This is a genomic window from Scopulibacillus darangshiensis (assembly GCF_004341035.1).
Lineage (GTDB): Bacteria > Bacillota > Bacilli > Bacillales > Sporolactobacillaceae > Scopulibacillus > Scopulibacillus darangshiensis.
On the sequence record NZ_SLXK01000003.1, the window covers coordinates 150209 to 171549 of the forward strand.

Consider the following 21341-nt stretch of genomic DNA (forward strand, 5'->3'; position numbering starts at 1 on the left):
CTTTACCATTTTAATTGGAGGGTTTGCCTTGGAGAAACTTAAAACAATTTTAAATCGTATCGATGGAAAAGGCTATAAAGCATACAAAGACATCAAAGGCTCGTACATCTTCTCAAAATATAGACTGACTATTGACGCTGTCCAAGGTGACCCTTTTGCTTCACCAAGTAAAATTCGACTTGAGATACCAAGAACGAAAACAAGCCTTGCCTCATCGGACTGGACTAAAACCAAACCAAGGAAAATCCGCTGTGAGGATTTGGTTAACCGCTTTATCCATCGCGCGATCCGCAAACAGTCACAATCCGCCCACGGCACCGGCAAAAGCGGATTGATTATGATTGATGCTTCTGGACAAGAGGTCCTTGAGAGAAGTGCAGTATCAATCTCAGAGGATGCCATTACAATCTGTTTATCAATCGGCTTGCCGGCAAGGGGACGCCGCATACTTGCGAAGCAGGCTGAACAACTGTTTTTTACATCACTGCCAACCATAGTTGACGAATCCGTTTTTACCTTGCAACAACATGATATAGATAAGGTTGTTAGGCTTTGTGATCAGCAGGAAGCCATCCGTGACTACATAAAAGCCAATGATCTTCTCGCTTTCATTGCGGATGATGCGATTTTGCCAAGGGAAAGCGGGGTCAGTGAACGGCCTTTAAAATCGGGCAAAGTGATCCCGTTCAGGAGTCCTGATACACAGACGGTTAGCATTCCTGTCCCGCACAGGGATAATCCATTATCCGGCATGGCTGTTAAAAAAGGGATTACACTTGTTGTTGGCGGAGGTTTTCACGGGAAAAGCACGCTATTGCAAGCCATTGAAAAGGGAATTTATGACCACATTGAGGGCGACGGCAGGGAGTTCGTCATAACGGATGCTTCTGCCGTGAAAATTCGCGCGGAGGATGGACGAAGTGTCAGTCACGTCGATATCTCGCCCTTTATATCCAATTTACCATTCGGTAAAGAAACGACGTGTTTTTCAACTGAAAACGCCAGCGGCAGCACATCACAAGCAGCAGGCATCATTGAAGCATTGGAAGCAGGGGCAAATGCATTGCTCATGGATGAAGATACATGCGCTACGAACTTTATGATCCGCGATGCCCGGATGCAGGCGCTCGTTGCCAAAGCATCTGAGCCGATCACACCTTTCATCGATAAAATTAAACCTCTTTTTAATAACCATGGCGTGTCGACGATTCTCGTCATGGGCGGCACAGGCGACTATTTTGATGTCGCAGATCAGGTCATAAGGATGGAAAATTATAGCCCATTCGACGTAACCAAAGAGGCAAAGGAGATCACTGCAAACATGGTTTTTAACAGGCAAAATGAGGGCGGCGGCTCCTTTGGGGGAATAAATTCCCGCTGTATTATGCCCGGAAGCCTTGATAGCAGAAAAGGGAAAAAGAACAGTGTGAAAACGAGGGGCAAACACACCATACAATATGGATCAGATACGATCAATCTGGGCCAAGTTGAGCAGCTGGCGGACGAGAGCCAGACTCGAATGATCGCGGAGATTTTATATTATATAGAGCGGGAAAGTGTATTAAATAACGTTAAAGATTTGGCATCACTTTTGGACTTAATCGAGGCAAAGATGGATCAAGAGGGGCTTGGTTCTTTTGTAGTCTTTAAGGGCCATCCGGGAGAATTAGCTAGGCCGCGAAGGTTCGAGATTGCTGCGGCGATTAATCGGAAGAGACATATTAGAGTGAGGGTTAGCAGTGGGAAAAAAGAAAAAGAAGAATAAAGACTTAGGACCGAAGCGAAAACGGTTAAAGAGAGAGGCAAGATTAAAACAAGCGAGGATTTGGGTTGATAACTATGAAGGTAAAAATATTATTAAAGGCTACCGAAATTGGTTTGCGGTTGATTTAGAATGTGCTTTGAAAGAATTGGAAATGGTTGGGTATCCCGTAAGCATTAAACAAAAAGAATATGTCAAACGTGCGACGGCAGAACGCCAAAGGGAAAGGCAACTCCGGAAGGAAAGAAGAGATGCTCATAAACAAGCCCTGCTGGATGATGATTGGAGCGATGAGACTTTTGCCTTTATAGCAGGCTACACACCAGGGGGTGCACCATTCGGAATAACTCATGAAGAAATAGAAAGGGAAGAAAAACGCGCTGAGGAAGAGCTGCAAAAAGAAATAAGAGAATGGGAGAAAGACTTTGCGGATTGTGATGATAAAGACAATGGTTCTTTAGATAAAAACAAGGATAAAGATTTGGATGTCTCAGATGAGGATTTGCCTTTTTAAAAATACAAACTTGTGTGATGTTAAAAAAGGCATCAAAAACTTTATATTTAATCCGGCACAATGTATAATATTAGTATAATCTTTAATAATAATGTATATAAAAATTGATAATGAAGGTGGTTGTTTATGTCACACAAATTGTCCAACCACGATAGTAAATCCTACATTGATAATGAAAAGCAAATTAATCATTATATACAAGAGGCGAAAGCGACTTTAGCAATTGAAGGACTTAATTTGAATAACCAGGCCGCCAAATTAATTAAAGAAAAACTGTCAGGGAAATTATCAGAAGATGATTTTCTAAAGCGGGCTTTGGAACTTGCCAAAAATGGATAAACAGTCAAGGTATTGTTATCCCGGTACAACAATTTTAATAAACAAGCCGGATATTATGGTTCAAATGAACTGAATCAATACGAAATATTCGTCACGGGCGCTCGCATAATTGAATTGCAGGGGCGTCCGATTTTTGGTATTTCCCAAAAGATTGGATGTAAGTAAGTTGACGCTGCATTTTTATATTTCCTGTAACCTAATCCCCCCAAATACATTTTTCCAAAACACCTGTTTCTCTAGATTTATGCACCGAAATTGCTATCATTAAATAGAACGTTAGGTTTTTCACATCCATATGGAAGGGTGACATGATAGTGGGTCAAAATTATGATAATTTGTGGCAGCGGGTATTGGATATTATGGAGGAGCGGATTAGTAAACCAAGCTTTAATACATGGCTAAAGACGACCACTGCAGTAATTTCCGGGAATCATCATATCGTTGTTCAGGCTGATAACGACTTTTCACGCGATTGGTTGGAATCACGTTATGCTTCAGACATCAAGAAGGTCATCTATGATTTAACTGGCCTTACATATGACATTTCCTTTGTAATGAAGGAAAATGCTGAGCGGCCCCTAAATGACATCGATAAAAAAGAACAGTTCCCACTGACCAAGCTTAATCCCAAATTTACATTTGATAATTTTCTCGTCGGGAGCTCAAACCGATATGCCCTTTCCGCAGCCGCTGCGGCAGCTTTACTGCCGGGCAGGGCTTACAATCCATTGTATATATATAGTAAAACGGGTCTTGGCAAAACACACCTGCTACATGCCATCGGTAACAAAATAAAAGGGGAGAACCCCAAGGCAAAAATCATATACATCACTGCCGAAGGGTTCGCTAACGATTTTATAGAAAGCACTGCGAAAGGTGCGATTAGCGAATTCAGAGCAAAATATCGCCATACGGATGTTTTGCTTTTTGATGATTTTGAGCATTTATTTGGCAAGGAACAGACTTTAGATGAGTTCCTGCACACATTTAACTCTCTTTATAGCGATACAAAGCAAATTGTCATAACATGTGACCGCCGAGTTGAAGACTTCCCGCCGGTGAAGGATAAACTTTTATCCCGCCTTAATTGGGGGCTTAGCGTTGATATTCTATCACCAGATGAGGATTTGCTGGTGAAGTTGATTTACTTTTATTGTAAAACAAATGATTTTACCATGTCTAAGGAGCCGTATGATATAATCCGCGAGCTAGATATTCAAAATGTTCCCGAGTTGTTTTCTTCACTCAGAAAGGTTGAAGCTTTATTAAAAGCGGAGGAAGAACAACTAACCATAGAAAAGAGAAATCTAAGTCAAGAGTTAACGCCGGTTAAAACTAACGATGCGAATCAAATGAATGATTTGCAACAAAAAATTTCTGATCTGCAGGCCAGGGTTGAAAAACTTGAAAAAGGAATTTTAAAACAACAAACCTATTGATTCCGCAAGCCTCCTGAAAAGGAGGTTTTTTACATGGATAATCTCTAAAAAATTGATAATAATACCAGTGTAGACGATCTTTATTCAATAAAAAAGCGCTGTCATTCGGCAATTTTTTTATAATTTTTATTGGGATTTATTTGAATTTACGATAAAAATTGCGAAGATAAAATTTTAAAAAAATAGGGTTTAAACCCTTGGTACATAAGCTTCCTTTATTGCTTTTTGCCCTTAAAGGAAAAATACTATTGCTATAAATTAAACACTTCATAAAATAAAAACATTTCGTTTTTGTGTCTACAGCGTGAACAAAATCCTTTATAATAAAAAATGCCCAAAAACAACGAGCTTAGACAACTTGAGGGGGAAATTATTTGAATACTGTAGCAACTGCAAATGGACAAGGTAAATTAAAACATCCAAAAGGATTGTACTTGCTGTTTGTGACAGAAATGTGGGAACGGTATAGCTACTATGGAATGAGAGCGGTTTTAGTTCTTTATCTGACAACGGCACTAATCAGCGGCGGTCTTGGAATGGATCCCGGGAAAGCATCATTGCTCTATGGTTATTATACCGGTATGGTATATTTGACACCGATTATTGGCGGCTGGTTAACCGACCGTTTTATCAGTATGAGAACAGCCATTACAATCGGCGGCGTGACCATGGCGATCGGCGACTTTTCACTGTTCTTGATCAATGCACAATGGGGCGTTTATCTCGGTCTGATTTTACTGATAATTGGAAACGGATTCTTTAAGCCGAACATTTCCACACTTGTCGGTGAATTATACAGTAAAAACGATGTTAGAAAAGACTCAGCTTTTACGATTTTCTATATGGGGATCAACTTGGGTGCACTTTTTTCTCCATTGATTGCAGGGATGATTTATCAGCATTGGGCGCATTCAACAACTGGAGGAATCGAGCATTTCGGATTTAAATATGCGTTCTTGGCATCATCAATTGGTATGATCGTTGGACAGCTTGGTTTTAATATACTGGGCAAAAAGTTTTTGGGTGACGCGGGAACAAAGCCTGCCAAAGAAAAGGTTAAACCTAAGAAAACTGAAAAGGCAAAACCTTTAACAAAAGTAGAGAAGAGACGTGTCGTTTCCATTCTCATTTTGGCTTGTTTTGTCATTGCTTTCTGGGCTGGATTCGAACAAGCAGGAAGTTCATTTACGCTGTACACTCAAAAGTTTATTGATCGTGACGTGAATGGTTTCATAGTTCCGACATCATGGTTCCAATCACTAAACCCGCTGTTTATCTTGATCTTAGCACCGATCATGTCTGCACTTTGGGTTAAGCTTGCAAAGTCCAAACGAGGCGACTTCGGTGTGCCAACCAAGATGGCTTTTGGATTAATTCTATTAGGCCTCGGATTTTTCGTCCTCGTACCGGCTGTTATGCAAACTGGCAGTGATGAAGCGCACATCGTTGTTAAGGCGAACCTTTTATTCATGGTCTTCACTTATTTGCTTCACACCCTTGGTGAGTTGTGCTTGTCACCTGTTGGTTTATCGGCTGTTAGTAAATTGGCACCGGTAAAAATCGCATCGCTCATGATGGGGATTTGGTTCATTAGTAACTCGGTTGCCAACATGATCGCGGGTAAAATTGCTGAGGAGACCCAGAAGCTTGGTTATCTAGGGCTTTACCAATATACAGCTATCGCTGTTATAATCCTAGGGATCATCCTGCTTGCCCTTTCCAAGCCAATTCAGAAATTAATGCATTTGGACAAGTCCGAAGTTTAAACAAGACAGAAAAGATAGACCTCTCATTCGGGTCTATCTTTTTTTGTTTTATAACTCACTCCATTTGTTTGTCGGTGCCGGGGGTTGATAATCTTGCAGCAAGGTGATCAAACGGTCAGGTTTGCTTTCGCATATCAGCAGCTGTGCGTGGGTTGCGGGAATAAAGCCGCTATCGACACCATTTTTGATCATTTGCACCAACGGGTCATAGTAGCCGTTAATATTCAGGAGACCGATCGGTTTATTATGTATGCCAAGCTGACCCCAGCTGACGACCTCCATTACCTCCTCTAACGTTCCATAGCCTCCGGGCAAAGCGATAAAGGCATCCGAGAGTTCACCCATCTTTGCTTTCCTTTCATGCATGCCGGGCACTTCATGAAATTCGGTCAGTTCGGTATGCACAATTTCGCTGCGGAAGAGCCCTGTCGGCATCACCCCAATCGCTTTTCCGCCTTGCTCTAAGACAGTGTTGGCGACACGTCCCATCAATCCCATTTTAGAGCCGCCGTAAACTAAGTCAATCCCTCGATCGGTTAGTTCTTTTCCAAGCCATTCAGCCGTTTCTCCATATTTCGGCTGCAGCCCGGCATTTGATCCAGCAAAGACACATACGCGTTGCATTGAAATCAGCCTCCCTTTATAACTTTAGTTTAAGGCTTTATGTTGGAAAAAACCATAAGAAGGAAGTTTGATTTTAATATGTAAAAGATTTATGTTGCAAAATTAAAAGAATCAAATTATTTGTCAATTTGCTATTGCATGTTGAAAGCGCTTTTTCTATAATTTAATATAATCAGGTCATCAGATGACCGGATAATATGATAAGGAGGTTTGGCTTTTATATTTTATATGAAAGAAGGGGTTTAGTTGCACTGGACACAAATCTATAATCCGCTCGGTAACATGGCTTTATCTTTTGTTGTTGCTTTAATACCGATTCTATTCTTTTTTTGGGCTCTTGCTATTAAAAAGATGAAGGGTCATTATGCAGGATTGCTGACAGTATTAATCGCGGTGATAGAGGCTGTTGTTGTATACAAAATGCCTGTAAAACTTGCATTTGAAGCGACGGTTTTCGGCGCTCTAGAAGGGTTATGGCCGATCGGATGGATTATTGTTACAGCCGTTTTTCTGTACAAATTAACCGTTAAGTCCGGTCAGTTTAAAGTGATCCAAAATTCAATTGCTTCGCTGACGGAGGACAGGCGCTTGCAAGCCTTGCTTATTGCTTTTTCCTTCGGTGCATTTTTAGAAGGTGCTGCGGGATACGGGACTCCCGTTGCCATTGCAGGGGCGCTTCTAACGGGGCTTGGGTTTAATCCATTTTATGCTGCTGGTCTTTGTTTGATTGCGAATACAGCACCTGTTGCTTTTGGGGGTATTGGCATTCCCATCATTACAGCCGGACAAGTCACGGGAATCGATCCTGACATTTTAAGCCAAATGATAGGAAGGCAGGTCCCGCTGCTTTCAATTTTTGTTCCGTTTTGGCTTATATTAATAATGGCCGGCTGGAAGAAAACAATTGAAGTGCTGCCTGCTATCCTCGTTTGCGGCGTATCATTTGCCGTTGTTCAATATTTCACCGCCAATTTTCTTGGACCAGAACTGCCTGATGTGGCTTCAGCGATTGTAAGTCTTATTGCACTTGCTGTATTCTTAAAATTCTGGCAGCCTAAGACGACGTTTCGCTTTGCGAACGAAAAAAGCCGGAAGACGGTTGAAAGCACTTCAGCAATCGAACATGCTGCGGCCCTTGATTTGAATAAAAAGTATACATCTTTAGAAATTTTTAAAGCTTGGTCCCCCTTTATCGTTTTAATTATTTTTATAGGGCTTTGGGGAGGATTTGGAACAGTTAAAAAGCTTTTAAGTTATTTTACCTTAGAACTTCCGGTTATCGGTCTAAACAACATGGTGCAAAAAGCCCAGCCGATTGTTGATCATGTCACACCCTATGCCGCCGTGTATAAGTTTGATATTTTGGCGGCTGCTGGGACGTCCATCTTAATCACGGCGGTGATTAGTAAATTTATACTTAAAATGACTTGGCGAATGTGGGTTGAGACACTTATAGAAACATTGAAAGAACTGCGTTTTCCGCTGTTAATGATCGTTTCTGTTCTAGGGTTTGCTTATATTGAGAATTATTCTGGGATGAGTGCAACCCTTGGCTTAGGTCTTGCGTCCACAGGTGTATTGTTTCCTCTATTTGCGCCTATTCTGGGTTGGCTTGGTGTTTTTCTTACGGGGTCTGACACCTCATCAAATGCCCTGTTTGCCAATTTACAAAAAATAACTGGACAACAGATAGGTGTAGATCCAACGCTTTTGGTAGCGGCTAACTCGACTGGAGGTGTAACAGGGAAGATGATTTCACCTCAATCGATCGCTGTTGCGACCGCTGCGACAGGTCTAATCGGAAAGGAAGGAAACCTCTTTCGATTTACTATAAAACATAGTTTGCTCTTTGTAGCGATAGCAAGTTTAATCACATTTCTTCAGGCCTATGTGTTTAGCTGGATGATTCCATAACTGATGAAATGAGTCACAATCTGTTTGTCCCTTTAACGGCATTCCAGTAAAATAGTTAAAAAGAACATTTTTATGGGGTGAACCGTTTGCAATATAAACAAATAAAAAGTAAGAAAATTTATGAGGTCGTAGCAGATGAACTGGTACAAATGATCAAAAAAGGCACATTAAAACCTGGCGACAAGCTCGATTCGGTTCAACAGCTTGCTGAAAATTTTCAGGTCGGACGATCGGCTGTCCGCGAGGCATTAAGTGCTTTAAGAGCCATGGGACTTGTTGAGATGAAGCAAGGGGAAGGCACTTATATTAAGGAATATGACCCGGGTGCTCTATCCCAATCTATTTCCACAGCTGTCTTAATGAATCAAGGGGATGTTAAAGACCTGCTGGAAATACGGAAAATATTGGAGGTTGGCGCCGCTGGTTCCGCCTCTGCGAGTTGGCAAGAAAAGGATCTTGATATAATTGAAGAAGCACTTAGTGAAATGAAAATGGCCTCCGGCGATCAGGAATTAGGGGAAAAGGCTGATTTGACATTTCATATGGGGATTGCGAATGCCTCACACAATAAACTATTGGTTCATCTCATGAACAGTGTATCAGAAACAATGGCTGAAACAATGAAAGAAACCCGCCGCATCTGGATATATTCTAAAGAAACAACATCCGAACGTCTATATCAAGAGCACAAAAGTATTTTCGAAGCAATTGAAAGGCGTGATGCAACGAAAGCACAGCACCTGATGTTGGCTCATTTGGTTGAAGTAGAAAAGGTCCTGATGGCGTATTTCGGTGAAACAGATGAAAATGCTTCTTTAAATTAAGGAATGACTACATTATAATAGTGGTAGCAAAGTCATCAGATGACCTGATGTATTAGTTCGGTGGGTTGGCCAGAAGAAGGGACTGAGCAAAATGAAAGTATCGCTGTTCATCACTTGTCTTGGGGAAATCTTTTATCCAAATGTGGGTAAGGACGTTGTTGAAATACTGGAACGTGAAGGCTGTGATATCGACTTTCCAGCCGGACAAACGTGCTGCGGGCAGCCGGCATATAACAGTGGTTACAAAGAGGATGCCGCTAAAGCAGCCAAACAAATGATTCGAAGCTTCGAAGATTCCGAGTATGTGGTGACACCATCAGGTTCGTGCGCTGCCATGGTTCGGGAATACCCTGGACTATTTGAAGAAAATACGGTGTGGCATAACCGTGCAGAAAAGGTTGCTGCCAAAACGTTTGAACTGACACAATTCATTGTTAATGTTCTTAGGAAAGAAGATCTTGGCGCAAGTTACAATGCCAGGGCCACCTATCACACATCATGCCATATGACCCGGCTTCTCGGTGAAAAAGAAGCGCCTTTCAAACTATTAAAACATGTCAAAGGTCTAGAACTTATTCCCCTGTCTAATAGTTATGATTGCTGCGGATTCGGCGGGACATTTGCTGTAAAAATGGGTCCGATCTCCGGGCAAATGGTTGATGAAAAAGTCAGGCATGTTGAGGAAACAGATGCAGATATTTTAATTGGCGCCGATAACGCGTGTTTAATGAACATAAAGGGTCGAATCGATCGCAGAGGGAAACCAATCGAAGTGATGCATATTGCACAAATTCTGAACCATCGCGAGGAAGGGGAGGCATAAACATGGGGATGAAAATCGGAAATCACCCATTTTTTGATAGGGTGGATGAAGGGATTAATAACTCGTTTATGCGCCATGCCGTATCTTCCGCTCAGGACAGGCTGCGGGGTAAGAAGCTGAACGTCACTGTTAATGATCAAGATCTGGGTGATTGGGAAGAATGGCGGAGTGCAGGTGAAGAGATACGCCGTCATACATTAGAAAATCTCGATTTTTACTTAGGACAGTTAAGCGATGCGGTCGCAGAAAGAGGCGGGCACGTCTTTTTTGCCGAAACAGCAGAGGAAGCCAATAAATACATCCAAGAGGTCGTGGGAAGGAAGAAAGCGAAGAACGTTGTTAAAGCAAAATCCATGGTGACTGAAGAGATTGGGCTCAATGAGGCCTTGGAAGAGGCAGGATGCCATGTTCATGAGACTGACTTAGCTGAATACATTTTGCAAATTGACGATCATGATCGTCCTTCACATATTGTGGTGCCGTCACTTCACAAAAATAAAGAACAAATCCGTGATGCATTTAGGGATAAGCTTGGTTATGAAAAAACGGATAAACCCGAGGAACTGGCGGGTTTTGCCCGGGAACAATTGCGTCAGGTATTTCTGGATGCCGAGGTTGGCATCACAGGTTGTAATTTTGCTGTCGCTGAATCCGGTTCCGTGGCGTTAGTGACAAATGAGGGCAACGCCAATATGGTGACAACATTTCCCGAAACCCAAATCAGCGTCATGGGCATGGAGCGGATCGTGCCGACATGGGAAGATCTTGATGTTCTAGTAAATTTATTATGCCGAAGTTCAGTCGGCCAGAAGATGACCAGTTACATCACAGCATTAACACCAGGGGTTAAGGAAGACAGTGTGGATGGCCCTAAGGACTTCCATCTCGTTATTGTTGATGGAGGTCGTTCAAATGCGCTCGGAACAGAATTTCAATCCGCGCTGCATTGCATTCGCTGTGGCGCTTGCGTGAACGTTTGCCCTATTTATAGGCATATCGGCGGTCATGCCTATGGCTCGATTTACCAGGGACCGATTGGCGCGGTGCTTTCACCAATTCTTGGAGGTTATGAGGAATACGGTGAATTGCCTTATGCCTCAAGTTTGTGTGCTGCCTGTACAGAGACTTGTCCTGTGAAAATTCCGCTGCATGAACATTTAATCAAGCACAGGCAAAATTATGTCGCTGGACAGGGAAGGTCAAAAGCGAGTGAACGGATCGCGATGAAAGCGTTTGGTATCGGAGCTGGGTCACCTTCACTTTTCCAAATGGCAGCTAAATCAGCCCCATTCGTGACAAAACCTTTTGTCAAAGACGATAAAATACCAAAAGGACTAGGCCCGCTTAAGCAATGGACCGAGACCCGCGACTTTCCAGCCCCAAGCAAAAGCAATTTCCGCAAATGGTTTGAAGGACACACAAAAAAGGGGGAGGCCAATGACTGAGGGCACGATTCACCATCGAGACACTTTTTTAAATAACATTGCCGAGAAGCTGGGACGGGAGCGGAAGCTGTCAGTGGATCGGCCGCTAAGGCAGAACCAGCCCCAGTGGGCAGTCTACGAGGGATATACCCAAGATGATCTGCTGGCCGTTTTCAAAAAAGCGTGTGAAGCGATCCATACCGATGTCCGTGAGACGGATGCCGCATCACTCACCCAAGCGATAGAGGATGTGATAACAGAGAAAGACGGGTCAATTGTTATTCCAAAGGATCCTAGGTTTTCATCGTTTGGTTTGGAGGGGATGCTTGCGCGGCACAATGTCCATGTTTGGGATGTATCCTTGGGACAAGAAAATATCAAACGGGCCGAAAAAGCGATATATGGCATCACATTCAGTGAGAAGACTTTGGCTGAATCGGGAACTGTTGTTCAATATAATGATAAGGATATGGCGAGGTCAATAAGTCTGCTGCCGGAGAACTATATCGCGATCATTCCCAAAAGCTCACTGGTGCCGCGAATGTCGCAACTGACCCGGGATATCCATGAAAGGGTTAAGGCGGGGGAAAAGGTGCCGACATGCGTTAACCTCATTTCCGGTCCAAGCAACAGCGCGGATATCGAAATGAATTTAGTTGTGGGTGTCCATGGCCCGGTTAAGGCCGAATATATTGTGGTGACGGATCTTTAGGTCAGAATTTCCGCAAAAAAAGGTTTAACGGGATATATCATGTGGAATCCTTTAACTATACTAATGAAATATTGGAGGATTTTATTTTGCAAATGCACCCCAAGGAACATGTCGAGCAGCTTGAAGAACAAGCTAAGCGTGAACAAAAGGAAAACGATAAGGCCAAGCGTGTCGTACAGGATGTTAAGCGGAAGAACCTTAATGAACTGAAAAAATGATTTCTAAGCCTCTCAGGTAACCTGAGGGCTTTTTCTATTCTAGATCCTTCAACAACCGCATCCGATAAGCATTCATTGCCGTTATCCCGAGATGGTCAAGAAACCTGTTATTTGCAATCGCACCGACGATTGCCCCAAAACCGGGGATAAGCTGCAATAGCTTGGCAAGGTCAATGTAATCCCGGTATTCTTGCTGAAAGGCTTGCCAGTCAAGGTTCTTTAAAGATGGAAATGTTTTGACGGTTTCCTCCCAGTTTTTCAGTTTTAATAAGGTGTCAATTCTTTTTTGCTCGCTGGAAAACGCCACTTGGAATACGTGCAAAATATACAAACGCTCGCGGTAATCTTTAACATCAAAACCATAGATGCTTGCCGTGTCGAATAAAAATTTGATTTTGATCGACAGCAGCATTGGGAAATCAGCCAATCCCCATAGAAGTCCGCCGAAACCCGTCCCCGCCCCCTCGATGGCCGCAAGGCGTTTATACGTTTTTATTTTCTCTTTGACAAGGCTTTCGCGCGCCTCAAACGTCATATCCTCGGCAGGTTGTCTTTTTGTAGTTAAATCAGAGCCGAATAGCACGGTATGCACCATGCCTTTGATGCTTTCAGTTAAAACATCGTGAACCTTTTGTGGAATTTTATTGTTGATTTTCTGTTGAATAGATTTAGCTGTTCGTCCAAACATCGATGAACGCTTCATCATCTCGTGTTGCCAATCCATGCATTCTTTCTGTGCCCAGAGTTCATAATTCATCGGTTTGCTCCTTTAAAATAATCTGCCTTTATGCTACGATTTCGCTAGCCGTAAAGTTTCACGGGATAAGAGGCTGGGAATAGATAGTATGGGATTAATGAGAAACGCGAAAGGTACCTAAATTCATCTTGGGATACGAATAGATGATAGGACTAATAATATGTCCTTTTACATTGCACCAGGAGTTGATGACGTGGTTTGGCTGTTGCTTTATACCTTATACCCCTTACTTTGTGCCTACTTGCTTTGGTTTGCACCTGATTTGATCGATGTGATTTTAATTGTTATTTTCAAACAGCCGCCTGAGCCTTGGCTTAATGCACTGTTTTACATAGCCGTCTTTGTAGTCTGTATGTTTTTTATCAGAGGGATCAGGAAGGATTTTAGCTTTTCAAAAGACTGGCCGATTTATTTGAAGATTGTTTGTCTGACACCGGTCATTATTAATGCGCTTATTGCGATTGGCATGCTGATATCAGCTTTATGGGTCCTATTTATTAATTATGTGTGGCCATGGCTTAAAATAGCACTAATCTTCTTCGCGAAATTTATTTTGCCGGTCTTATTGATTATTGCTATCGTGATCGCTGTCATTGCTTGGAGGCAAAAGCTGAATACGAACCACGAATGATTATTGAAAATAAGACTTTGGTCGTAATTGTAAATCCATCTCCAGTGCGTATGCTAATCACAGTACAATAAGGTAAAATAAGTGGTGAAGAATGAATAATGAATAGATTATTTTTTAGTTTAAATAATAATCTTAAGTGGAATGGCAATACCAAATGGTTTTATAAAGGAGATTTTGCATTATGGGAAAACTTCGCCGTTCACGGTCCGACCGTGTTATTGCCGGCGTTTGCGGGGGACTGGCAAAGATATTACATTTGGATTCGACGATCATTAGGGTTGTTACCGTGCTGTTATTAGTTTTCACAGGCTTTTTCCCTGTTGGACTGATATACATTCTGATGGTCTTTTTAATTCCAAAAGAAACGTATGCTGATTAGAAGCAATCATCAAACATAATTACTTAAAGTTAAAGGAGCCTTTAAATAAGGCTCCTTTAAACGTAATCGGTTTGGTGGTTTTAGTTATTTGGACAACGTCACCGTTTTATCCTGGCTTTTTGACCAATAGGCCATGCCTAAAGCAGACAGAAGCAAAACGCCTGTAACAAGGAAAACACTATGAATAGTGAAAAGGCCGCCAATAAACCCGCCAGCCATCGGCCCTAGCATGCTGCCTATTTGATTAGCTGTCTGGTTTAATCCGAAGGCACGTCCGCGGAACTCACTTGATGTGGATTGCACGACTAGCCCGTTAATCGCGGGGAATACCGCACAGAAAAACACGCCGTATACAAATCGGATGATGGAGAAGCTCCAAATATCGTTAAAGAGGATTTGCGCAAGTGTACCAAACCCTCCGCCAAATAACCCAATGATCAACACAGTGCGAAAGCCGATTTTATCCGCTAATTTACCCCAAAAAGGGCCGAAAATCATACTTGCGATGCCGGGCAATGAAAAAATGATTCCTGTTAATAAAGAAGCATTATTAGCTGAACCGCCTAATTTCACAATATAAAGGGGCAGGACAGGTTCAATTGTCATCACGGAACAAGTCGTCACGATCGTCAAAAACAAAACAGTTAAAAACCGGCGATTTGCGGCCGCAGCCTTCAGGTCATTAAAGACTGAAATTCGAACTTTGCTCGGGGTGAATTTTTCTTCCGTCACCCAGAATATCACCATGATTGTCGACATTAATACTATAAAACCAGCACTGGCAAAGGCTAATCTGTTGCCAACGAGCGCCGAAATACCGCCTCCTAGAAGAGGGCCGATCACGCTGCCAGATGCTGTTGCTGTTGAAATCATCGCCAGGGCATAGCCCACTTTTTTATCCGGTGTGTTCGTGCCGATCAATGCAATTGTCCCTGGAATAAATCCGGTTAGAAGCCCCTGCATAATCCGCAGGGTAAGCAGTTCATAAGGATTTGTCACAAAAGCTGTTAAAGTGTATATAAGAAAAAGAAAAAAGCCTGCCCGAATAATCATCGGTTTCCGACCGAATTTGTCCGAGAGCGCCCCCCAGATCGGTGAGGCAATGGCACCGGCCAAAAAGGCGGCACTAAATAGCAGTCCTGACCACATCGCTGTATGCTGATGGACGCCCATTTGGAGAAGAAACAGCGGCAAAAAGGGTATGACCATTGTATAACTGGATGATGTAAAAAAGGCCCCAATCCAGAGTATTAATAAATTTCTCTTCCAAATTTCCAAGGTGACTCACTCCAGTTTCCTTTTTTCCCCCAAAAAAGTAATCAATGCTTTCTCTATGATTTTAACTTTATTACGAATATTTGAGATTGCAATCGTGATTTAAATGAGATATTTGGCGTAATTTGGAGAGAATCGAGGATGATGGCGTTTACATGCCCTGATATTGGAAAGCTAGGGCAAGTATTCTTGTCCCCAACTATCCATGTGATGTGTTTTATGCCAAACCCGGTGCGATCGCTTTAATAATGAATTGAAGAATAAAGAACAGGACGATGCCAAGAAAGAATAAGGAAGCAACTGGCCGATCATCACTAGCGTTGACGACAGGCAATAGATCCGTCCCCGCCACATAAAGAAAGATTCCGGCACTAAATGACAGCGCAAGCGTCGTAATATCTTCCTGGGGAAGAGAAAATTGATTGATCAAAAGTGCGGCAAAAGCTCCCACAATGGTGGACATACCCAGACCAAGCGTTGACCAGAGTGCCTTTTTCTTATCTTTGGATGAAGAAAAAACAATGGATGAAATGGTAAGGCCATCGGGAATTTTATGGAGCAAGACCGCGATCATAACGGTAATGCCTAATTTTATGCTGACTTCAAAGCTTGCAACAATGGAAAAGCCATCAAAAAAAGTGTGGATCATCATGCCGCCGAAGGCCCCAATAACGGTACTATTAGAATGATCGGTATGGTGAACTTCCTCCCCGAAATGAAAGTGCGTGGCCACAAATTGCTGGAAAAAGAAAATACAAAGGATGCCAAGTAAAATAAAAGCGGGACTCCATGGATGAGAAGGAACCACTTCAGGGAGAAGATCCAACACAGTCAAGGCAATAAGCAGACCAGAACTGAGTGCCATTAATCCAAGCAAGCCTCTCCTAGACCAATCTTTTTTTATAAAAATAATCAATCCGCCCAAAATATTTGCAAAGGCGGCCAAAAGTGCAAAAAGTATTGCTTCCATTATAAACCTCCAAGAATTCTAAATCGTAATTATTTCTATTTATGAAATTTACCACTTCATTTGAAAAAATGCAACCCATAATACTTGGTTAAAAAAATAAAAAGAGCCCTCAAATATTGAGAGCTCGTTGAAATTTATGTATAAAACCTCTTAATATTGTTAAATAGACATTTTGGAAATGAATCATGTAGTATATAGATTGTAAAGAATAAATTTAACAAAAAATGAATTTTTGTCTCTATTAGGGAAGGTAGGCTGGATAGATGTCCGATAACTTAAAAAAAGATGAGGCTGCGCTTGAAGCCATCGAGGAAGCCAAGCAGGCGGTGATTAATGCAATCGCGGAAACGATGGATTTGTATGGTGTGACACCTTCGGCAGGCCGGCTGTATGGCACAATGTATATAGAAGGCGAGATGACGCTTGATCAAATGAAGGACCGTCTCGGCATGAGCAAACCAAGCATGAGCACAGCGGTGAAGAAGCTGCAAGGTAATGCGATGGTTCAGAAAACGTGGCAAAAGGGTTCGCGAAGGGAACTGTTTAAAGCTGAAAAGAATTTCTTCAAGTCCTTTGTTGCCTTCTACTGTAAAAAGTGGGAGAGAGAAGTGGAAATGAACCTTGAAGCGATTGATGAAGCAGCTAATGGACTTGCAGGTGTGATTAATAATGATCAAATCAGCCGCGGGATCAGGGATTACGCTGAGAATCTACATGGGCAGATTGTTGAGTCAAAAAGGTATTACAATTGGTTAAACCGCTTGATTGATTTAATTGAAAGCGGGGAAATATTTGATTGCCTCCCAATTGAAGAAGATGACAAATAAGATGAAGGAATGAAAAATCCCTACTTTTGAAGGAATTGATAACTTTGTCTTAGTCATCTAACATAATTATATAAGGATGTTATTACCCAGTAGAAAGGGGAGGAAAATGATAAACTTAGGTCGTTTGTTTACTATTTCTCTTGCTGCTATCTTACCTTTTATGATTAATGATCGAGTTAAGGCTTCTACAGATGGGGTAAAAGATTCCACGAAAACAAAAATTCCAGAACCAAAGGTTGTTCAAGGGCCAAAGGCAAAAAAACTGCCTATAACGGGTGTGGTCGGAAACGGAAATGATGAAACACCAGGTGAATGGTATGCAGGAGCGACACCGGCCAATTTAAGAGCTGATGCTCCTGTCCTATTGTTTGTTCAGGGATTGAACAGTACTGCCGACGTCTGGTGGGAAGATAATAACATGTATGATACCGCATATAATCAAGGCTACCAAACCGCTTTTGTTCAATTATATGATGCCGGCGGGACTTCGGCTAGCATGTGGAAGAATGGACAGCTTTTGTCAGAGAAGATTAAGGAAATATCTGAGCACTTTAATCACAAACCCATTACGATTGTCGCACATAGTAAAGGCGGTGTTGACAGCCAAACGGCCTTAACTTATTACGGTGCTTGGAAATATGTAGATAATGTCATAACGCTATCAGGTCCGCACCATGGTTCTGAATTGGCAAACCTGGCTTATAGTTACTGGGCAGGCTGGCTTGCCGATATTCTTGGTTTGAAAGGTGAAGGCACATATGTCCTGCAGACCGGTTACATGGATCATTTTCGCACGCAGACAGATGTACAGCTCCGTGTTACTGAAAATGATTATTACACGCTTGGAGGGACGGATTGGGGATCGGCGTTCTCGGCAACGTGGCTGGGAGGGCTCTATCTGTCTCGTTATGGAGCAAGTGATGGCGCTGTAAGAGTGACGAGCAGCCGGCTTCCGGAAAAAGAAGGACGTCAGGTTGCGATAGGGGACTGGAACCATTTTAGTATTCGGACGGGTGTGACGTTTCCAGTATTCCAGGATTATTTGATGGGGGATTTGGCTGAAGAATCTGCAGAGAGATTTACCGGTAAATCCGCTGAGGCAATAGCTGGTGCCAATCGTTGGATTCATGGCGGCAAGCTTGCGGGCGCTGTAAATGAAAGCATTTCGATACCAGTGGAAGATGATGTTAAATCTCTGACAATTGATCTTTTAACAAAGCATCCATTGTCAAAAACAAAATTATTTGATTCAACTGGCAAACAGGTCAAGGCTGATATTAAAACCACCAAGACTGACAATGTATACTTCCGCGGAACCATTCACAATTTTTTTACACTCCAACACCCAAAACCCGGTAACTTGCAGCTTAAGCTTACGGCTTCACAGGATGACGCTTATCTGCTGACCGCCGACTTTGCCACTAATAAAAAAATAAAATTGCAAAAGATAGATATAAAAAGGTCCAAAAGTCTGTCAAAGGATTACAAGCTTAGCTTTCAATTGAAAGCTAACCCTAGCCGAATCGATCCTCAAACTTTGAAGGCAGCCTACCATATCACCAAGACAGGCGATCACGAACATACGAAAAGCTTTATGGTAAGTGGAACGGCGGATCTTTCAAAAGAAATGACATTAACGGAACCCAATCAGGTTTATAATATTACCGTTGATATAGAAGGTCTCACGAATTTGGGCAACCCCTTTAAAAGGACATTTATTGATTCTGTTTATACCGAATAGCGGGATGAATTTGGAGCGGCATGACTTTAAGAAGTCATGCCGCAAATTTTATACTGATCGGTTAAGAGGGAAGGTTTTTTCTTCATGTTGTCGAAATATGATACTAATGTTAATTATAAAGGAGATTAAAAAGTGGATACTTTGATCAAACAGTATGATTGGGTTCGGCTGACGAGGGAATCATTATTTCAGTATTGTGAAACCATGACGCCTGAGGAGTACATACAGGAATTAAAAGGGTTTGGCTGGGGTTCAATCCGTAATCTCCATGCCCACGTTGCTGAATGTTATCATTATTGGCTCGGTCATTTTGCCCTGAAAAATGACATGACACCGGTGGAGCCACATCATGTTAATAATGTTCAAGAAATGCGCCAAGTATTTGAAGGGGTCAATAACCTGACCCGGGAATTTCTCCAAAAATTTGAAGGGAAGTGGGGTCTTGCCCTGACTCGTCGCCGGCATGATGAAGAAGCGACTTTTACTATACTTTGGCTCTATACACATACCATTACACATGAATTCCACCACAAAGGACAAATAGTATCAATGGGCCGACAATTGGGGCATATTCCGCCTGACACAGATCTTATCGAGCCAGTAAAAGATTAGTAAACTAATAGAAAGTCAGTGTTTGGTCCCTTATATTACGTTATAAAATGGTTTGTCGGATACAAGGCATTTCGTCTTATGATGAAAGCATGGGAAAGCCCTCGAACGACATAAAAAATTTACGAAAATGAAACAATGGATTAATCTGGCGTTGCTATAGTTGAATGAGAACATTTTTAATGCCAAATAACAAGGACAGGAGATGATTTCTGAAATGCCCGTCGAAAACTATGGTGTTTTAAAAGGGAAAGCGATAAAGTCGAAGCCCGGAAGCGATGACAGCCCCCACTATCAGGTTCTTGTTCAGGATGGAACAGAGACACTTTACCGTCTGGCGATTAATATCAAATCACAAGCCCATCCATCCGAAGTGTTATATTTTGTCAGTGAAGATTTTAACTCGGAAGACATTACAAAATTGCCTAAATTAGAAGAAGGTTTTACACCAATCAGCAAAAATAATCCGGATATTGCCCTTGATTATGTTAAAGGAAAATTATTTGATGCTAGTAAAATGATTCCCTTGCCCGCAGACGAAAAAGGTCCCGACAATGACTTGAATGATAAAATCCAACATTATATTAAACGGGCGATCGATGAAAAAGCAGACCTTTATGCCTTTGGGGCAAGATGGGGGCCGGAACAGGATAAGAAAGATAAATATTTCGGTTTTTTGCCCGGAAATGGCATACATGACATCCATATGAACCAAGGCAATGAGGGTCAATGGAAAAACGACAACGGGTCATGGCAAGACGGCGGCATTCTCATTTACTTTGATAAAAAAGATCAATGGATTGGCATTTTCCTAGCCTTTCAATCACAATCCTGGTGCACGGACGAAAATGGAAATGCCACAAAACCCGTGGGAGAATGCGACCACAAGCATGATGTAAATTAAACTCGTAGTAAACAAAAAGGGAATCACAAAGGAGGATAGACATCGGTTGATAAAAGGTCCGTTTTTTAATGGAATGGACATTAATTAAGATTTTAGGATTTTATCGGACTGTCATTCCGCTTCTCTTATTTTTTTAGTTTAATTCCTTTTCAATAGCTTCTTCAATTTGTTTTGGCGCCGTTTTTGGAGCGTATCGCGACACAACTTGGCCATCCCGATTCACCAAAAACTTTGTGAAATTCCACTTTACGTTTTTGGATACAATGCCAGGTGCTTGATCAGTTAAATATTGAAATAAAGGATGCGCATCACTGCCCCGGACATCGATTTTACTGAACATAGGAAAGGTGACACCATAGTTCAGCTGGCAAAATTGCTCTATGTCTTCATTCGAGCCGGGTTCCTGGTTCATAAATTGATTGCTTGGGAAACCCAAGATTTCAAACCCCTGATCATGATAAGTATCATATAGCTTTTGCAAACCCTCATATTGGGGTGTGAACCCGCATTTACTGGCTGTATTGACAATGAGCAGGACCTTTCCTTTATAATCAGCTAATGACTTTTCCTCACCTTGGATGGTTGTTGCTGAAAAACAGTGAACACTCACCATGGATCGCCTCCGTTCTTTGCTAGAAACATAGCACCAATTCAGGGTTGTGTCAAAAGTTATCTCGTAATTTAAGTCAAAATCTTGACAACAATAATGGAGCCGGTTAGAATTATTTAATAATTACAAAGTGCGAACAGAAAAATCTCTTATCCAGAGAGGTGGAGGGACTGGCCCTGTGAAACCTCAGCAACCGCAGTCAGGTGGACTGCATGGTGCTAATTCCGTCAGAGTATGACTCTGAAAAGATAAGAGGAGGATCTTTCTTAAATGAAGCCT

Annotated in this window: 22 protein-coding genes and 1 riboswitch; of the genes, 17 read left to right on the forward strand and 5 right to left on the reverse strand. The window is 42.1% G+C overall.

From position 1 onward, the window contains the following. Window positions 1-28: 28 nt before the first annotated feature. The 5 genes from EV207_RS04010 to EV207_RS04030 all read left to right on the forward strand — a co-directional run bounded on the left by EV207_RS04010 (window position 29) and on the right by EV207_RS04030 (window position 5820). Window positions 29-1765 carry an ABC-ATPase domain-containing protein gene (locus EV207_RS04010; protein ID WP_132743888.1) on the forward strand — a complete coding sequence of 579 codons (1737 nt, stop codon included), beginning with the start codon at window positions 29-31 and terminating at the stop codon, window positions 1763-1765. Beyond that, window positions 1740-2276: a hypothetical protein gene (locus EV207_RS04015; protein WP_132743890.1), complete on the forward strand. Its 537-nt coding sequence runs from the start codon at window positions 1740-1742 to the stop codon at window positions 2274-2276. Before EV207_RS04010 ends, EV207_RS04015 begins: the two co-directional genes overlap by 26 nt. Window positions 2277-2402: 126 nt before the next feature. After that, the gene (locus EV207_RS04020; protein WP_132743892.1) at window positions 2403-2615 is read left to right on the forward strand and encodes a hypothetical protein; all 213 of its coding nucleotides are present in this window, start codon (window positions 2403-2405) and stop codon (window positions 2613-2615) included. A 314-nt stretch (window positions 2616-2929) separates the two neighbouring features. Next, window positions 2930-4054, forward strand: a complete 1125-nt coding sequence (locus EV207_RS04025) for a DnaA ATPase domain-containing protein (RefSeq protein WP_165886826.1) — start codon at window positions 2930-2932, stop codon at window positions 4052-4054. Window positions 4055-4428: 374 nt separating this feature from the next. Continuing rightward, window positions 4429-5820 (forward strand): peptide MFS transporter, encoded by a 1392-nt coding sequence (locus tag EV207_RS04030; RefSeq protein ID WP_279389164.1) that lies wholly within the window; start codon window positions 4429-4431, stop codon window positions 5818-5820. A 48-nt stretch (window positions 5821-5868) separates the two neighbouring features. Here EV207_RS04030 and EV207_RS04035 read toward each other — a convergent pair whose 3' ends face one another. Then, window positions 5869-6444, reverse strand: a complete 576-nt coding sequence (locus EV207_RS04035; RefSeq protein ID WP_132743896.1) for an LOG family protein — start codon at window positions 6442-6444, stop codon at window positions 5869-5871. A 246-nt stretch (window positions 6445-6690) separates the two neighbouring features. On the opposite strand from EV207_RS04035, the gene EV207_RS04040 reads away from it, so the two are divergent. The 6 genes from EV207_RS04040 to EV207_RS22935 all read left to right on the forward strand — a co-directional run bounded on the left by EV207_RS04040 (window position 6691) and on the right by EV207_RS22935 (window position 12359). Beyond that, window positions 6691-8358: an L-lactate permease gene (locus tag EV207_RS04040; protein ID WP_132743898.1), complete on the forward strand. Its 1668-nt coding sequence runs from the start codon at window positions 6691-6693 to the stop codon at window positions 8356-8358. Window positions 8359-8444: 86 nt separating this feature from the next. Continuing rightward, on the forward strand, window positions 8445-9182 hold the full coding sequence (locus EV207_RS04045) for a FadR/GntR family transcriptional regulator (RefSeq protein ID WP_132743900.1): 738 nt from the start codon (window positions 8445-8447) through the stop codon (window positions 9180-9182). Between the two features lie 91 nt (window positions 9183-9273). After that, the gene (locus tag EV207_RS04050; RefSeq protein WP_132743902.1) at window positions 9274-10005 is read left to right on the forward strand and encodes a (Fe-S)-binding protein; all 732 of its coding nucleotides are present in this window, start codon (window positions 9274-9276) and stop codon (window positions 10003-10005) included. 2 nt (window positions 10006-10007) lie between these two features. Further along, window positions 10008-11450, forward strand: a complete 1443-nt coding sequence (locus tag EV207_RS04055) for a LutB/LldF family L-lactate oxidation iron-sulfur protein (protein ID WP_132743904.1) — start codon at window positions 10008-10010, stop codon at window positions 11448-11450. Further along, entirely contained in the window at window positions 11443-12141 is a 699-nt protein-coding gene (locus EV207_RS04060; RefSeq protein ID WP_132743906.1) for a LutC/YkgG family protein, read from the forward strand. Before EV207_RS04055 ends, EV207_RS04060 begins: the two co-directional genes overlap by 8 nt. A gap of 41 nt (window positions 12142-12182) precedes the next feature. After that, entirely contained in the window at window positions 12183-12359 is a 177-nt protein-coding gene (locus tag EV207_RS22935; RefSeq protein WP_165886827.1) for a hypothetical protein, read from the forward strand. Between the two features lie 34 nt (window positions 12360-12393). On the opposite strand, the gene EV207_RS04065 is transcribed toward EV207_RS22935, so the two are convergent. Beyond that, the gene (locus tag EV207_RS04065; protein WP_132743908.1) at window positions 12394-13116 is read right to left on the reverse strand and encodes an EcsC family protein; all 723 of its coding nucleotides are present in this window, start codon (window positions 13114-13116) and stop codon (window positions 12394-12396) included. 193 nt (window positions 13117-13309) lie between these two features. Here EV207_RS04065 and EV207_RS04070 point away from each other — a divergent pair, with 193 nt between their 5' ends. Both EV207_RS04070 and EV207_RS04075 read left to right on the forward strand, forming a co-directional pair. Further along, window positions 13310-13747: a hypothetical protein gene (locus tag EV207_RS04070; RefSeq protein WP_132743910.1), complete on the forward strand. Its 438-nt coding sequence runs from the start codon at window positions 13310-13312 to the stop codon at window positions 13745-13747. A 181-nt stretch (window positions 13748-13928) separates the two neighbouring features. Then, entirely contained in the window at window positions 13929-14126 is a 198-nt protein-coding gene (locus EV207_RS04075; protein WP_132743912.1) for a PspC domain-containing protein, read from the forward strand. Between the two features lie 84 nt (window positions 14127-14210). Here EV207_RS04075 and EV207_RS04080 read toward each other — a convergent pair whose 3' ends face one another. Further along, entirely contained in the window at window positions 14211-15404 is a 1194-nt protein-coding gene (locus EV207_RS04080; RefSeq protein ID WP_132743914.1) for an MFS transporter, read from the reverse strand. 214 nt (window positions 15405-15618) lie between these two features. After that, window positions 15619-16371 carry a ZIP family metal transporter gene (locus EV207_RS04085; protein ID WP_132743916.1) on the reverse strand — a complete coding sequence of 251 codons (753 nt, stop codon included), beginning with the start codon at window positions 16369-16371 and terminating at the stop codon, window positions 15619-15621. 263 nt (window positions 16372-16634) lie between these two features. Here EV207_RS04085 and cudC point away from each other — a divergent pair, with 263 nt between their 5' ends. The 4 genes from cudC to EV207_RS04105 all read left to right on the forward strand — a co-directional run bounded on the left by cudC (window position 16635) and on the right by EV207_RS04105 (window position 20452). Next, window positions 16635-17198 (forward strand): choline uptake/conversion transcriptional regulator CudC, encoded by a 564-nt coding sequence (cudC, locus tag EV207_RS04090; protein ID WP_132743918.1) that lies wholly within the window; start codon window positions 16635-16637, stop codon window positions 17196-17198. 106 nt (window positions 17199-17304) lie between these two features. Further along, entirely contained in the window at window positions 17305-18939 is a 1635-nt protein-coding gene (locus EV207_RS04095; protein WP_165886828.1) for an esterase/lipase family protein, read from the forward strand. A gap of 132 nt (window positions 18940-19071) precedes the next feature. Then, the gene (locus EV207_RS04100; protein ID WP_132743922.1) at window positions 19072-19551 is read left to right on the forward strand and encodes a DinB family protein; all 480 of its coding nucleotides are present in this window, start codon (window positions 19072-19074) and stop codon (window positions 19549-19551) included. A gap of 214 nt (window positions 19552-19765) precedes the next feature. After that, a complete protein-coding gene (locus tag EV207_RS04105; RefSeq protein ID WP_132743924.1) occupies window positions 19766-20452 on the forward strand; it encodes a YukJ family protein in 687 nt (228 codons plus the stop codon). Between the two features lie 133 nt (window positions 20453-20585). Here EV207_RS04105 and EV207_RS04110 read toward each other — a convergent pair whose 3' ends face one another. Beyond that, on the reverse strand, window positions 20586-21065 hold the full coding sequence (locus EV207_RS04110) for a glutathione peroxidase (RefSeq protein ID WP_424511343.1): 480 nt from the start codon (window positions 21063-21065) through the stop codon (window positions 20586-20588). A 143-nt stretch (window positions 21066-21208) separates the two neighbouring features. After that, window positions 21209-21317, forward strand: a riboswitch (SAM riboswitch). The last annotated feature ends 24 nt before the right edge of the window (window positions 21318-21341 follow it).

What these genes read in the sequence shown, in the direction of transcription:
- EV207_RS04020 (WP_132743892.1), top strand. Translation starts at nt 2,403, where the DNA reads ATGTCACACAAATTGTCCAACCACGATAGTAAATCCTACATTGATAAT.
- EV207_RS04035 (WP_132743896.1), bottom strand. Translation starts at nt 6,444, where the DNA reads ATGCAACGCGTATGTGTCTTTGCTGGATCAAATGCCGGGCTGCAGCCG.
- EV207_RS04050 (WP_132743902.1), top strand. Translation starts at nt 9,274, where the DNA reads ATGAAAGTATCGCTGTTCATCACTTGTCTTGGGGAAATCTTTTATCCA.
- EV207_RS04055 (WP_132743904.1), top strand. Translation starts at nt 10,008, where the DNA reads ATGGGGATGAAAATCGGAAATCACCCATTTTTTGATAGGGTGGATGAA.
- EV207_RS04060 (WP_132743906.1), top strand. Translation starts at nt 11,443, where the DNA reads ATGACTGAGGGCACGATTCACCATCGAGACACTTTTTTAAATAACATT.
- EV207_RS04065 (WP_132743908.1), bottom strand. Translation starts at nt 13,116, where the DNA reads ATGAATTATGAACTCTGGGCACAGAAAGAATGCATGGATTGGCAACAC.
- EV207_RS04075 (WP_132743912.1), top strand. Translation starts at nt 13,929, where the DNA reads ATGGGAAAACTTCGCCGTTCACGGTCCGACCGTGTTATTGCCGGCGTT.
- EV207_RS04085 (WP_132743916.1), bottom strand. Translation starts at nt 16,371, where the DNA reads ATGGAAGCAATACTTTTTGCACTTTTGGCCGCCTTTGCAAATATTTTG.
- cudC (WP_132743918.1), top strand. Translation starts at nt 16,635, where the DNA reads ATGTCCGATAACTTAAAAAAAGATGAGGCTGCGCTTGAAGCCATCGAG.
- EV207_RS04095 (WP_165886828.1), top strand. Translation starts at nt 17,305, where the DNA reads ATGATAAACTTAGGTCGTTTGTTTACTATTTCTCTTGCTGCTATCTTA.
- EV207_RS04105 (WP_132743924.1), top strand. Translation starts at nt 19,766, where the DNA reads ATGCCCGTCGAAAACTATGGTGTTTTAAAAGGGAAAGCGATAAAGTCG.
- EV207_RS04110 (WP_424511343.1), bottom strand. Translation starts at nt 21,065, where the DNA reads ATGGTGAGTGTTCACTGTTTTTCAGCAACAACCATCCAAGGTGAGGAA.